Genomic DNA, 13,322 nt, shown 5'->3' with positions numbered 1-13,322 from the left:
TATCCAGTTTTGAGTGAACAACTCTGAGGGTTTCAAGGCGCAAGCAGTGCTAGGAAACGAGTGAGTGAATGAAGGAACGTACTTAGGTACGTGACTGATTGAACGAACGAAGTTGACAACGCAATGCGAAGTGTATTGAAAGCCGAAAAAGTCTAGTGATGATGGCGAAGAGGTCACACCCGTTCCCATACCGAACACGGAAGTTAAGCTCTTCAGCGCCGATGGTAGTTGGGGGTCTCCCCCTGCAAGAGTAGGACGTCGCTGGGCACCAAAGAAAGTCGTCACCGAGTAATCGGTGGCGGCTTTTTTGTTTTGTCTTTTATAAAAGCCGAAGGCACTCTCTCCATAAAGAAGTGTGCGAGAAGCCGGAGGGGCAAAGAGTTCGAGGAAGCAAGGAAGAGAGGATCGGAGCGTATGGCATACGCGAGAACCGAACGACTGCGGCTGACGAAGAAATCTGCCGCCCATCTGGTTTCGCAGCCACCGATGGTAGTTGGAGGGTCTCCCCTGCAAGAGTAGGACGTCGCTGGGCACTAAAGGAAGTCGTCACCGAGTAATCGGTGGCGGCTTTTTTTACTTTTATTATTACCAAAGCGAAAGATAATCTCTTCATCGAAGCATACAACTGAGAATCCCGTTGCAATTTATAATTTATGTCGAATAAAACCTTTAAGTTCCTCCTCTAAATTGACATTTCCCGGGAAATAGAAACTATATACGACAGAAACAATCAAAATAAAATTTTCAAAGAGTAATAACGAGGAAAATAGAAAAAAGAGCTGATAATTGGAGGCTAAATAAAAGAGTTATTAAATGTGTAAAATTTACATTTTCTAAAATTATGTTATATTATGCAAAAAGGAGGGAAGATTTGATTTTAAAAGAGCAGGCTATTAATTATAATTATATTGGCTTACAAGCACTATATGAACGCTTAGGTAATAATCATGCACTAAAAGAACGTATTCACTCCAAAATATTATCTGCGAAAGCAGGTATTATAGGAGAGAAAAATGTAGAAGCCATTTTCCGTAAATATAGTTTTCCTTTTGATTATGCAGTTTTGTTAGACTTAAATTTGAGTTCTAATGGTAAATTTAAAATTGATGCCTTATTTATTACTCGACATTATATACTGATTTTAGAGTCTAAGAACGTTGTTGGAAACTTGAGTTTTGAAAGAGATCCATTCTGTTTGAGAAGAGAGTTAGATAGTGGGCAGGTTGATATATATGAGAGCCCAGAAGTGCAATTAGAACGGAATATTAACTTGCTTAGAAAGTGGTTAAAAAAGGAGCGTGTAGATATTCCAGTTATAGGAGCAATAATCTTAGGGTCTACAAAGTCAAGAGTTCATAAATCTCCAGTTACCTCTCCTATTATGTATCCTACTACTATCCCCAACTTTATATGGGGGCTCCCGAGAGATAAGGCTTACCTATCACTAGAACAGTTTCAGCAGGTGACTAATAGTTTAAAGAACAATCATGAGGATTATTGTCCTTACCCTATGTGTGATGCATGGGGAATTGAAACGAAGGATATAATTAAAGGTGTTCAGTGTCCAGAGTGTTCGTTATTCGGAATGAAAAAAATAAAAGCTGGTTGGTATTGTGAGGTGTGTCGTCAAGTAGATCGGAAAGCACATGAAAAAGCAATAAATGAATGGTTTATTCTAGTAAAAGGCAGCTTGAATAATAAAGAATGTAGAGAATTTTTACAGTTAAACTCTCAGCAAGCAACTTTACGAATTATAAAGTCGATGAATTTAAAAGAATGTGGATCGAATAAGAGAACATTTTATAGAAAAAGAGATAATCGGTCGGTTTAAAGGAATAATCGGTCGGTTCGAGTAAAAAATCGGTCGGTTTTTCCAAATAATCGGTAGGTTCTCAAGGAAAATCGGTCGGTTTCCCCCGATAATCGGTCGGTAAGGCAACCCCCACTCAACTTCCGCAAAAAATATCAAAACATTTTAACCTATACCATATAAACTGGAGCTAATAGGAGGTGCATGAGCAAATGAAGATAATTCACCAGACGATTAATTGGCTGGAAAAAAAATTAGAAGAACCGGTTCGTAATGATGAAGTGGTTCAAGTCACTGGTTATTCCTTTTATCATTTCCATCGGTTATTTCAACAAAAAGTCGGGATGTCTTTACACGAATATGTTCGTAATAGGAGACTTACCATGGCAGCACAAAGGCTAATTTATACAGATGAACGAATATTGGATTTGGCCTTAACCTATCAATTTGAATCTCAGGAAGCTTTTACGAGAGCCTTCCGTAAGGTGCATGGCTTGCCACCAGGCAAGTATCGAATGCTCATGCGAACCTTACTAGAAAAACCAGAGGAGGTAAAGGTTATGAATGGTTGGTTTTTAAGTGGGGCAACCCCACAAAACTTTGAGGTGGGTAGAGATTTTCAAGAGGTCCACAAAGGCAATGCTTCCGGTTACTTGCGTTCTATTAAGGCAGGAGGAGAAGAACAGTTTGGCACCGTTATGCAACAATTCCAAGCTAGTAAATACTGTAGGAAACGACTAAAGCTATCTTGTTTTATTAAAACCGAGGATATAAATGGATTTGCAGGGCTTTGGATGCGCATCGACGCCAAGGATGGGGACACACTTCAATTTGATAATATGAGTAATCGTCCCATTACTGGTACAACTGGATGGAACTATTATAGTGTCGTGTTAGATGTGCCTCAAAATGCAGGAGCGATATACTTCGGGGTTTTACTACAAGGCTCCGGATCGTTATGGATGGATGAGTTTACTTTTGAAGAAGTAGATGAGAAAACACCGACAACCAACTTAAAAGCTCCTGATAATTTGCCAACAGAACCGATTAATTTGAATTTTGATGTAGAGATTAATTAGTCGTATGGAAAGTAAGAGAAAAAATATAATAGGTTATCTCTTTATAGTAATTATTTTTGTGTTAATTATCGTTCTGAAGTTCTTTATCGGCAATAAATTCTTTGAGTTCTTGATCACATCCTAAGGGTGTGATTTTTTTATTGTCTAAATTATATAGACAATTACATTTTTATGTTATATACTACATTACATCACTAATGCACTAACTTTAGATTGAGAGGAGACTTACCGCAATGATTTTAAATTCGGATAGTGCAAAGCCCATCTATGTACAAATTGCGGAATGGTTAGAGAATGAAATTATAGCCGAGCATTTTAAAGAAGATGAGAAAATTTACTCCCAATACCAGCTTGCAGAATTGTTTAATATTAATCCAGCAACTGCAGCGAAGGGGTTAACGATACTAGTAGAAGAAGAGATTTTATATAAGAAAAGGGGACTGGGAATGTTCGTAGCGACAGAGGCCAAGGCAATGATATTAGCTAAACGGAGAGACCAGACGTTGACGCAAATGGTGTCAGATTTAGTGATGGAAGCTAAAAGATTGTCAATAACCAAAGAGGAGCTAATTCAACTCATACATAAATGTGAGGAGGAAGTCTAATGAAGGTAGTTGAATGTCGAAATGTCAAAAAAATTTTTCATCGGATGAATGCATTGGAGGATATAAGCTTCGAGCTAAGTGATCGGAAAATTACAGGGATTATTGGCCGCAATGGAGCTGGGAAAACAACCTTACTGAAAATCCTTTCTGGTTTTACCAGCCATAGCTCTGGAGAAGTGCGCGTTTTCGATAGAAGTCCCTATAATGATTTGTTAGTATCTGCGAACAGTATCTTAGTGGATGATCAAATGACTTTTCCTGACACACTGAATTTAGAAGGGATTTTGAAAATGGCTCCAGCCTTTTATAAAAAATGGGATGGAGAGCTTGCTAAAAGACTAATGGATTATTTCAAATTAAATCCTAAGCTTAATCATTCTAGCTTATCTAAAGGAACAGCTGCTACGTTTAATCTAATTTTTGGGCTCTCTACTCGTTGTGAGCTAACCCTGCTTGATGAACCGATGAATGGGATGGATGAAGCAGTAAGGTCAGACTTTTACCGAGCGTTGCTAAAGGATTATATAGCTCATCCTCGTTCTATTTTAATCTCTAGTCATCATTTAGCAGAGATAGAGCACTTGTTGGAGGATATCCTCTTGATTCACCAAGGAAGGGTGGTATTACATCAACCGCTTGACGAAATAAGAGAGTATGCCGTGGGATTACAGGGGAATGCAACTGACATTGAAAGATGGACGCAAGGGGAAGAGGTTTATTTCTCCAAGCAGTTAGATCATCAAAGAAAATATGTCGTTGTAAAATACAATTCTTCTATAGAGAAGGCTCGAACAGAGGGTGCTATGCTCCAGGCTTTGTCGGCAAGCGATGTGTGTATGTACGTGACGAGTGAAACAAAGGAGGGGATTGATGATGTTTTTAAGTAATGTCAGTTTAGGAAGCATAGTAAGGATGCAGGTTAAATTCAAATTACAGGCATATATAGGGGCTGTTCTATCGCTTATATTTATACAAATATTAGGATTACTTCTCACTAGTAGCACTGGAATGATAGGAACAAGCAGTATAGGCACAGAAATTACTATCAACACATATACACTTGATGGTGTCTTATTCTTTGTAGCTGCATGGGCAGTATTTGTAGGAAACTTAATCACTACGAAGGCTTATCGCTATGACGATTTTACATTTGTTTCCACGAGATTAAGTAGCAACATCGCGAATATTGCTGTGCTGATGATTGTAAGTGCCGTTGCATCGGTTACAACTTTTTTATGTACGTATTTGTTGAGATTATATCAGGTATTGTTTAGTAACGTGGTGTTTATTGATGGCCCAGGGATATTGGATGAGCCTATGCAGACCATACAAACTTTGCTTTTACTATTTATCTTAATATGGATGTTCACTTCCTTTGGATATTTAATCGGATCCTTAGTCCAAAAGCATAAGGCATTGTTTTTAATTTTTCCGATAGTTCTTGTTGGGGTAGTAATGAGTTCTATGGGGCTTAAAATTGTAGAGTTTTTCTTTATAGTGGAGGGAAACTTGTGGGTATTCATGCTTAAAATATTTGGTTTATCAGTAATTTTCTTTTTAATTTCAGTTGCAGTAGCTAATAGATGGGAGGTACGAGCGTGAGTGGTGTGTGGATAGCGTTCATAGTAGGCCTGCTCCCTATTGTTCTAATATTATTAATATCCTTTGTATTGATAGGTGGTATAAAGAAAGGTACAAAAAATTTAAATGGTTCCTTGCAGCTTAAAAAATATATCATTTTCATCTATGTTGTCATACTATTTATAGCAATGTTAGTTTATGAGCTCATTCCTAATAACCACTTGGAGCCTTTAACAAAGGAAGAAGTTCAAGTTCTAGAAGCAGAAAACATTCAATTAGAAGAAGCTTTAAGAAACTACGAGGGGAATAATCTTACTGAAAGATTTCTGATAGATGAGTGGTCTCATGAGTTAAGTGGAAATACGTTATCTATAGGCTATGAAGGCGCTGATTCTTATTCCACTAGGTTTGTTATAGAATGGACAGATGCTAATAATCAATTGATAGAAGGTAAAGTATATAGATCTAACTCTATTATAGAAGGTATTCACTTGGATAAAATAATCCCCTTACATGAGCTATATTGGGCTGGAAATCACTTATCTGTGAAGGAGCCAATAGGAATAAGCCTGGAATTTAGTGAGTTTTCTAACCGTTTAGTAAGTTTACCAAAAGCTAGTAGTGACGATACCTATTCCTTTACAAATGTAAGAGGTATGACCTATATTCACCTAAAGGTTCCAAAGCATATAGAAATAGATGATGCTTTAGGTTTACAAATTTATTAAGAGGAGGAATATGGTTTTGGATTTAATAGCAGGAATAGCATTAGTACTTATCGTGTTTTTCTCTTCTAATATAATCGAAAAGAGATTAAAAAACTTTGAAAGACAAAACGACCGTGTCATTGAAATTCTAGAAAAAATACGGGATAAAGAACAGTAAAGAGGCGTAGAAAAAAATATTTGTAGTCTTCTTATTGAGAGATTTCAAAATCGAATTAGTTACTTTTAAAATAAGTAAGACGTGAAATCAAGTTGCTGATCTCACGTCTTTTGATTTTTGCTTCCTTTTTTATTCCTTATAGTTTTACATCAAATAAGAACTTAAGACGCCATAGTAAAGACTTTGAAGGGAGAAGGGGAAAGATCAAATCACGAGCAGCTGCTATTGGGCTAAAAGAAATTTGGGCAATCGCTCCAATATGTCTGGAAAGACGAATTACCTTTCCGGTGCGTGCTACTCGTTTTTCATTGTAAAAATCTAATACGCTTCTTATATCTTCAAATTGTTTAAAGCCATTGCCGAGGACGATTGCATCTTCAATAGCCTGCCCAGCCCCTTGACCCATATTTGGGGTAGTCGCATGGGCTGCATCACCTAATAAGACAACCCGATCGAACACAAAACTGCGTAGTGGTTTGATATCTGAAATGTCATGGTGAAGAATTTGTTCAGAAGGTGTGCTAGCAATAATATCGGAAACCGTTTCAGGGAAATGACGAAAGATAGATGACACCTCATTAGGTTCAAGCTGTTGATAGGTTGGATTTTTTTGAGAAGTGTTAATACAAGCAAACCAATAAATGAGCCCATCTTTCATGGGTGCCATACCAAATCTCCCTTTTGTGGACCAAAGCTCTGTGGATGTAAATTCTTTTACTCGACCATTGTTTTCAGTTATCCCTCTCCAGCAAGTATATCCAGCATATCTTAGTTTAGATTCAGGAACGAGCTGTTGGCGAATAGGAGAATTAATGCCATCTGCCGCTATAAGTAGCTCAGCTTCAAAGGCTGTCCCATCCTCGAAAAAAGCAGTGACCCTCTCCTTATGTTGCTTAATACGTATACATCTTTTATTAAATTCAATGGTATTTGGTTTTAGATTTTCGAGAAAGGTTCGATGGAGGTTTGCTCGATGGATGGTGATATTCTCTTGTCCAAACATTTTTTTAAGAACCGAGAAATCGATCGTATTGAGCACTTTTCCATGCATGTCCTGAAAGACTTGTGTGTTTAGGATATAGCCATTGCGGAATATCTCCTCTCCAACACCAATCTCCATTAGTGCTTGCATAGCATTGGAGCCAATTCCTATTCCAGCACCAACTGGGTGGAAAACTGGAGCAGACTCAAACACGTGCACCTCATGACCTTGCTTTTGCAGAGTAACTGCTGCACAAAGTCCTCCAATACCACCGCCAATGATGGCAATGTTCAATGGGATCTACCTCCTTAATTATCTCTAGTCTAGCAGAAAATTTATGATATGCTAATAAAAAGAGGGAGGGAGAAACATGATTACATTGCGCATGTATGAATCAAAGCATCGAGAGGCATTAGACCATTATCCATTATCTGAAGAGCAATTAGGCTTCACGGGACACCCAATAGAAATGCTTAAAAAGGTTGAAATGTGTCCTACCTATACACCGGTTGTTATTTTAGACGGTGAACAGGTGGCTGGATTTTTTGTATTGGACACTGGAGATGATAAGTTAAATTATACGGATATGAAAGAAAGTATCCTACTTAGAGGTTATTCCGTTCATCCTAGTTTCCAAGGGAGAGGAATAGCAAAGTCTTCTATGCAGCTTTTACCCCAGTTTGTAATGGAGCATTTTCCATCTATTAAGCAGGTTGTGCTTGGTGTAAATGAGGCTAATAAAGCTGCTCAGGCTGTCTATTTAAAAAATGGGTTTATCGACAAGGGGCGTCGATACTTAGGTAATGCTGGAATCCAATTAGCTTTGTGTCTTAAGGTTGACCAGGTAATAGTAAGGAAAGCAATACCTGGAGATGAACAAGGGATAGTCGATGTATGTGTGGCCGCCCAATGGAACACATACAAGAATTTATATAACAAGGAATACATAGAAGGTGTTATTGAAAAGTTTTACACAGTGGATAGAATTGAAAAGGAAATTGCTGAAACCAACCGTTATTGGAATGGATACTTTGTCGCTCTGCTTAACAATGAAATAGTTGGTGCTATAGGTGGCGGGGTTGACGAAGAAGGAATTGCTGAGGTATATGTCCTTTACTTAGATCCCGAGAAACGAAACAAAGGAATCGGGACAAAGCTTTTAAACTATTTATCGGATGTTCAGAAAAAGAAGTATGGTGCGCACGAGCAATGGGTGTCCGTAGCCAAAAACAATATGCTTGGAATTCCTTTTTATGAGGCACGTGGCTTTGTCTTTCAATGCGAGGAGCAATCTTATGAGAGTAACCCAGAGGACCAAGCAATCTCCTTAAAATATAAGCGAAAGATTTAAGGAAAAAAGCATCTGTGATAGATGCTTTTTTGATGAGAAAATATTAGTCACATAAAAACTAAAATACTCTGAAATTCCTTTCTTCCACTTTTAGTTTAATTTATATAAGATATCATCCTCCTCGCTTGGATTACCGCGTCCATCGGTATTATTAGTGACAAAGTACAACGATTCTCCATCAGAGTAGACATCACGCACTCTACCAAAGCCAGTGATAGATTGTTCTACCTTACCAGTTTCAACATTCATGACCTTAACAGCTTCTCCTCGGAGGGAAGCGACATATAGCTTACCTTTGTGAAAGGTTATTCCAGAAGGTGCCCAAGTCTCATTACTGCCAGAAGTGATGAGCGGTGTTACATAGCCGTTCTTAGTTTCAGATCCTTCAATGATGGGATAGCCATAGTTCTTTCCTTGCTCAATTAAATTGACCTCATCATTAGCTGACTGGCCATGCTCTGCCTCAAAAAGAGTCCCGTTCTCGTGCCAGGCAAGTCCCTGTGGGTTACGGTGACCAGAGGAGAAAATTTGGAATGATCCATCCTCTTCCATTCTCACAATTTTACCGTTCAAGGAATTATCGTCCTGAGCAAGCTCAGGGTCACCTGCATCTCCAATAGTTACATATAGCTTATGATCAGGACCTATCTCCAGTCGTCCACCATGATGGATATTACCGGTCTTGATGTCATCGAGGTGTATTTCAGTTTCCTGCCACTGATTATTCTCTCGTTTTAGAGTCACTACACGATTAAAGGATTCCCCGTCTTTGTCATACGTATAATAGGCAAATGCCTCATTGGTTTTACTGAAGTCAGACTTTAATACAAAGCCGAGAAGTCCGGCTTCTGCCGCGGAGGACAAGGTATCCGAAAAAATGACTTCCTCATGGGTAACGGTAGACCCATCAATGACAGCTATTGTACCTACTCTCTCTGATATATAAAAGATACTGTCCTGTTGGTTGATTGCCCAAGGGATTTCTAAATTGGTTGCTATTTTATCTGCGGCTTCTTTTTCTGGTTCAGCTGCTTCTTCTGAGCAACCAACTAATAGAAGTGTTAAAAGTATGAGTCTTTTCATATAAAAACCTCCTCTAGTTACTACTTCTAGGAATGAAATGCAGATTCCTGCTCTTTACCATAAGTTTTACAAATGAGAAACGATAGATTCTATCAAATTTACTTATCATAAATGGAGGAGTATGCTGAATTAACAGAGAAGTTTAGAAAGAAGGAAAAATAATGGAATTTCTAATATTTTTTATTATTGGGATTGCAGGAAATATGGTTGGTACGCTAGTTGGAGGGGGAGGACTGATCAGTCTTCCAATGATGCTGCTAATGGGCTTACCGATTCATTCGGCTATTGGTGCCAACAAGGTTTCAAATACTGTGAGCTCCCTATCTAGCTTTTTAGTTATTTTTACTAAAAAGGAAGTGTCAGCGAAAGAAGCGCTGTCTGTTCTAGTATTTTGTTTAGGTGGAGGAATTTTAGGGGGACTTACGGCATCCTTTCTAAGTGGGGAGACACTCATGGTCATAGCCATCCTGTTATTAAGCTTTGCTTTCATCAACTCATTTATGGGAAAAGGAAATTTTGATGGGACATCGACCTTTCAGTTGAATAGAAAAACAATACCATCCTTATTAGGTATAGGCATTTATGATGGAATGTTTGGCCCAGGGAGTAGCACCCTTGCCCTTTACTTGTATGCCAGCGAGAAAATTGCATACATCAGGGCTGTTGGCCTTGCTAGAATCGGTGTATTCGCAAGCTGCTTTGGTGCTTCTATTACGTATATATCCACGGGGAAAATCATGTGGCCAGTGACCATTGCTTTAATGATTGGTGCAATTATTGGAGCGCAGCTAGGTGTAAGGCTTGCCCGGAAATTAAAATCAGAGCATATTAAGCCTTTACTAAGAGTAGTAACCGTATTATTGATTGTGCAAATAATTTGGGATTATGTGAAGTAATAAGTGAGGAGGAAATGACGATGAAATTACAATGTGCAATTTTAGATGACTATCAGCAGGTCGCTTTAAAAATGGCAGACTGGGCGACTATTGAGGAGCAGGTGGAGGTACACTCCTTCTCACAGCATTTCGAAAACGAAGAAGATCTAATAGAGGAAATCAAAGAGTATGAAATTATTGTGATTATGCGAGAACGAACTGCATTCACGGCTTCTTTATTTGAAAAATTACCTAAATTAAAACTCTTAATCACCTCAGGGATGAGGAATGCCTCGATTGATTTAGCTGCTGCTTCAACGTATGGAGTAACTGTTTGTGGTACCGCGAGCTCCTCGGAGCCACCGACTGAGCTTACTTGGGCACTACTCTTAAATCTCGCTAGAAATATTACTTTGGAGAATAGAGCTTTAAGAGAAAACGGGCCGTGGCAAAGCACAGTAGGAGTAGATTTACACGGAAGAACGTTGGGACTCCTTGGGTTGGGTAAAATCGGAGGACGTATGGCCACGATTGCCCAAGCTTTTGGGATGGACGTTATTGCATGGAGTCAAAACCTTAAGAAGGAAGATACAGATAAATTAGGAGTTCGTTTAGCAAATTCAAAGGAGGAACTTTTAGCAACTAGTGACTTTGTGTCAATCCACCTTGTGTTGAGCGATAGAACAAGAGGAATAATAGGCAGGCAGGAATTAAAGCAGATGAAGCATAGTGCCTATCTCATCAATACATCACGAGCAGCAATTGTAGACCAACAGGCACTAGTAAAGGCATTAGAAGAAAACTGGATTGCAGGAGCAGGCTTAGATGTATTTGATGAAGAGCCAATGCCAGAGAAACATCCATATCGTACGCTACCTAACGTTCTGGCAACTCCTCATTTAGGATATGTAAGTGAACATAATTACCGCGTCTACTTTACAGAAGCGGTAGAGGACATTGTAGCTTTTCTTGAGGGAGCAGAAATTCGGAAGATAAATTAAGCCAGTGGGCCAATAATTAGGGGGACCGACCGATTAATAGCGCGAACCGACCGATTATGAATGAAAACCGACCGATTCATGCAAAAGAGGCACAAGACTATCTCATAGTCTTGTGCCTCGTTCTATCATTTTACTTCAAATTTTCTAACTGTCTGCCTAGTTCTCTTAAATCAGCAACTTGCTGTGATGTAGTTGTTTTTAGTAAAGCTTTTTGATTGGTTAATGATTGCTTGAGTGATTCAATTTCTTCTGTTAAGTCAGCATTTTCTATGTCGCTTTTTCCTTTAAGAGAATGGATGACTTCATATAGATCTTCATGACCAACAATTCTTCCAGCACCCCACATCAGCTTTTCAGCAGGTGCATCTATCACGTAGTCTGTAAAGTAATCAAATACTTCTTGGTCGAAATCATAGGCATACCAGTTGTTATCGATATTCCATAAATATTCGTCTAGAGGCGTAGCAAGATCTCCATCTTCTAACGCTTCAATAGAAAGGGATAAATTATTTATATTGTTTTGTGCGTGCTCGTAAGGGAATATAACAACGTCCTCCCAAGTCAGGCGAGTGAAGCTGTCCTCTGCATGCTTGAATGCAGCTAATAAATCACTGTTAAGCTGACGGCTTTCGTTATAAAGCTTCTTAGCAGCAGCTTGGTCGTCTTTAGCTATAGCATTTAAGTAATCCTCATTAATCTTTGCAACTCTTTTATTTACGTCCTTTGCTGTATCCATCAGCTGATCAATCTCGTCAATCAGCTCGTCCTTAGATACCTCAGCTTGTTCAAAGGCATTTTCATCAATTGTTTCTTTCATAGCATTCAAACGAGTGGTAAAGTCTAAAGGCACCACAGCCGTTTTGTCGTAATGCATAGTTAGAAGACCATATAAATTCAAGTGGAATTTAAAAGCTTCCTCATTATACGTTTCTTCTGTATCAAATTGTGAATGGTAATGAGAGCGCATAAAATCGCTATCTTGGAAATCGTTTCGTAAAGCTGGAACCCCAGCAATATTAAAGGAAAAATCATCTGACCAAGTACGCAATGGAGATATTACAGAAATTCCATCCTTATAAACACCTTCTACCGCTGGAACATCTTTAGAGAATTCTGTAAGGTAATTGTTCAATTCGTATGTAGCACGAATTTCGTCCTGCGTCGTGTGCTCATATGCAGGGAGTTCAAAGTTCATGTTAGCAAATGCTTTTCCAGCCCATTCTGGGTGAATGTTAAATATTTGATTGTATGCACCAGTGGACCAGTCATAGCGAGAGTTTGAAACTCCCCACTCTTCAGCAGCAAGTGCGTTAAAGATAATCGTTTTTTCTGGCTGGTAGCCGCTATCGATCAGTCCTTTGGCTACTCCCATCATCAATCCTATTGCTGCATGGTCATCCTGAAATCCTGTGAAGTAGGAATCATAATGGGCGGATAGAATAATATAGGACTCCGGATCCTTTCCTACTATTTTTCCATAATAGTTATAGGATTTGCCATCCATTTCAACAGTAGATTTTGCATCAAATTTCACTTTCATGGAGCCTGTCTCACTAGCTTCCAATAATTTTTTTAACTTATTTCCATCCGTTTGGGACATTGAAAATGCAGGAGCATCATCCGGTCCACAAAAATCTTGAGCATTTAAGGCATCTGGAGAGACTTCTCCATAACCAGCTTCCTGTACAGCTATAACTCCTGCTGCACCTTTTACATGAGCTTGGTATGCGGGGTAGTTGATCCACCATTCTTCACGTTGATTTATGTCTATTAAAACGAGCTTGCCTTCGATGTCGAGTCCATCTAAGTCCTCAGCTGTGGCCTTGCCACCGTAAACAATGTCGTATTCCTTGACGCCATTTGTATTGAAATTAACCTGGTAGCCACCAAGAACCGCTAAATGCTCTTTACCGTTTTCATCGGTAAACGTTAAATCTGCTTTTTCAAATGTCCAAGTATCTAAAGTAAACTCGTCCTTCGTTACTTCTGTAAGGCCGATTTTCTCCATTTCTTGTCCAATTTTTTCACCGGTCTTGAGTTCAGCATCAGAACCAGCTGTTCGATATCCAA

Annotated in this window: 13 protein-coding genes and 1 rRNA gene; 11 read left to right on the top strand and 3 right to left on the bottom strand. The window is 38.9% G+C overall.

The genetic code is table 11. The features are described from left to right. The first annotated feature begins 151 nt into the window (after nucleotides 1–151). The 8 genes from rrf to NSQ95_RS16935 all read left to right on the top strand — a co-directional run bounded on the left by rrf (nucleotide 152) and on the right by NSQ95_RS16935 (nucleotide 5,960). Nucleotides 152–267 (top strand): 5S ribosomal RNA (gene rrf, locus NSQ95_RS16970). 604 nt (nucleotides 268–871) lie between these two features. Then, nucleotides 872–1,831: a nuclease-related domain-containing protein gene (locus NSQ95_RS16965; RefSeq protein WP_342559998.1), complete on the top strand. Its 960-nt coding sequence runs from the start codon at nucleotides 872–874 to the stop codon at nucleotides 1,829–1,831. A gap of 191 nt (nucleotides 1,832–2,022) precedes the next feature. Beyond that, on the top strand, nucleotides 2,023–2,889 hold the full coding sequence (locus tag NSQ95_RS16960) for an AraC family transcriptional regulator (protein WP_342559997.1): 867 nt from the start codon (nucleotides 2,023–2,025) through the stop codon (nucleotides 2,887–2,889). Nucleotides 2,890–3,122: 233 nt separating this feature from the next. Next, the gene (locus NSQ95_RS16955; RefSeq protein WP_340881818.1) at nucleotides 3,123–3,494 is read left to right on the top strand and encodes a GntR family transcriptional regulator; all 372 of its coding nucleotides are present in this window, start codon (nucleotides 3,123–3,125) and stop codon (nucleotides 3,492–3,494) included. Next, entirely contained in the window at nucleotides 3,494–4,381 is an 888-nt protein-coding gene (locus NSQ95_RS16950) for an ABC transporter ATP-binding protein (protein ID WP_340881819.1), read from the top strand. The genes NSQ95_RS16955 and NSQ95_RS16950 overlap by 1 nt, the downstream gene beginning before the upstream one ends. Then, on the top strand, nucleotides 4,365–5,096 hold the full coding sequence (locus tag NSQ95_RS16945) for a hypothetical protein (RefSeq protein WP_340881821.1): 732 nt from the start codon (nucleotides 4,365–4,367) through the stop codon (nucleotides 5,094–5,096). Before NSQ95_RS16950 ends, NSQ95_RS16945 begins: the two co-directional genes overlap by 17 nt. Continuing rightward, entirely contained in the window at nucleotides 5,093–5,803 is a 711-nt protein-coding gene (locus NSQ95_RS16940; protein WP_340881823.1) for a hypothetical protein, read from the top strand. The genes NSQ95_RS16945 and NSQ95_RS16940 overlap by 4 nt, the downstream gene beginning before the upstream one ends. Nucleotides 5,804–5,819: 16 nt before the next feature. Next, on the top strand, nucleotides 5,820–5,960 hold the full coding sequence (locus NSQ95_RS16935) for a hypothetical protein (RefSeq protein WP_340881824.1): 141 nt from the start codon (nucleotides 5,820–5,822) through the stop codon (nucleotides 5,958–5,960). 136 nt (nucleotides 5,961–6,096) lie between these two features. On the opposite strand, the gene NSQ95_RS16930 is transcribed toward NSQ95_RS16935, so the two are convergent. Beyond that, the gene (locus NSQ95_RS16930; RefSeq protein ID WP_340881826.1) at nucleotides 6,097–7,236 is read right to left on the bottom strand and encodes an FAD-dependent monooxygenase; all 1,140 of its coding nucleotides are present in this window, start codon (nucleotides 7,234–7,236) and stop codon (nucleotides 6,097–6,099) included. A gap of 76 nt (nucleotides 7,237–7,312) precedes the next feature. On the opposite strand from NSQ95_RS16930, the gene NSQ95_RS16925 reads away from it, so the two are divergent. Then, entirely contained in the window at nucleotides 7,313–8,293 is a 981-nt protein-coding gene (locus tag NSQ95_RS16925) for a GNAT family N-acetyltransferase (protein ID WP_340881827.1), read from the top strand. 90 nt (nucleotides 8,294–8,383) lie between these two features. Here NSQ95_RS16925 and NSQ95_RS16920 read toward each other — a convergent pair whose 3' ends face one another. Next, nucleotides 8,384–9,376, bottom strand: coding sequence for a PQQ-dependent sugar dehydrogenase (locus NSQ95_RS16920; RefSeq protein ID WP_340881828.1), 993 nt, complete (start codon nucleotides 9,374–9,376; stop codon nucleotides 8,384–8,386). A gap of 161 nt (nucleotides 9,377–9,537) precedes the next feature. Here NSQ95_RS16920 and NSQ95_RS16915 point away from each other — a divergent pair, with 161 nt between their 5' ends. Together NSQ95_RS16915 and NSQ95_RS16910 are read left to right on the top strand one after the other, a co-directional pair. Next, complete coding sequence (locus NSQ95_RS16915) at nucleotides 9,538–10,272, top strand: sulfite exporter TauE/SafE family protein (protein WP_251557087.1); 735 nt, start codon at nucleotides 9,538–9,540, stop codon at nucleotides 10,270–10,272. A gap of 20 nt (nucleotides 10,273–10,292) precedes the next feature. Then, on the top strand, nucleotides 10,293–11,252 hold the full coding sequence (locus NSQ95_RS16910) for a D-2-hydroxyacid dehydrogenase family protein (protein WP_342559996.1): 960 nt from the start codon (nucleotides 10,293–10,295) through the stop codon (nucleotides 11,250–11,252). A gap of 130 nt (nucleotides 11,253–11,382) precedes the next feature. On the opposite strand, the gene NSQ95_RS16905 is transcribed toward NSQ95_RS16910, so the two are convergent. Beyond that, a complete protein-coding gene (locus NSQ95_RS16905) occupies nucleotides 11,383–13,260 on the bottom strand; it encodes a M28 family peptidase (protein WP_342559995.1) in 1,878 nt (625 codons plus the stop codon). Between the last annotated feature and the right edge of the window lie 62 nt (nucleotides 13,261–13,322).

It is taken from the genome of Psychrobacillus sp. FSL W7-1457 (genome assembly GCF_038593405.1).
Taxonomy (GTDB): domain Bacteria; phylum Bacillota; class Bacilli; order Bacillales_A; family Planococcaceae; genus Psychrobacillus.
The sequence above is the reverse complement of the archived record's forward strand: the minus strand, read 5'-3'. Positions and strand labels throughout refer to the sequence as shown.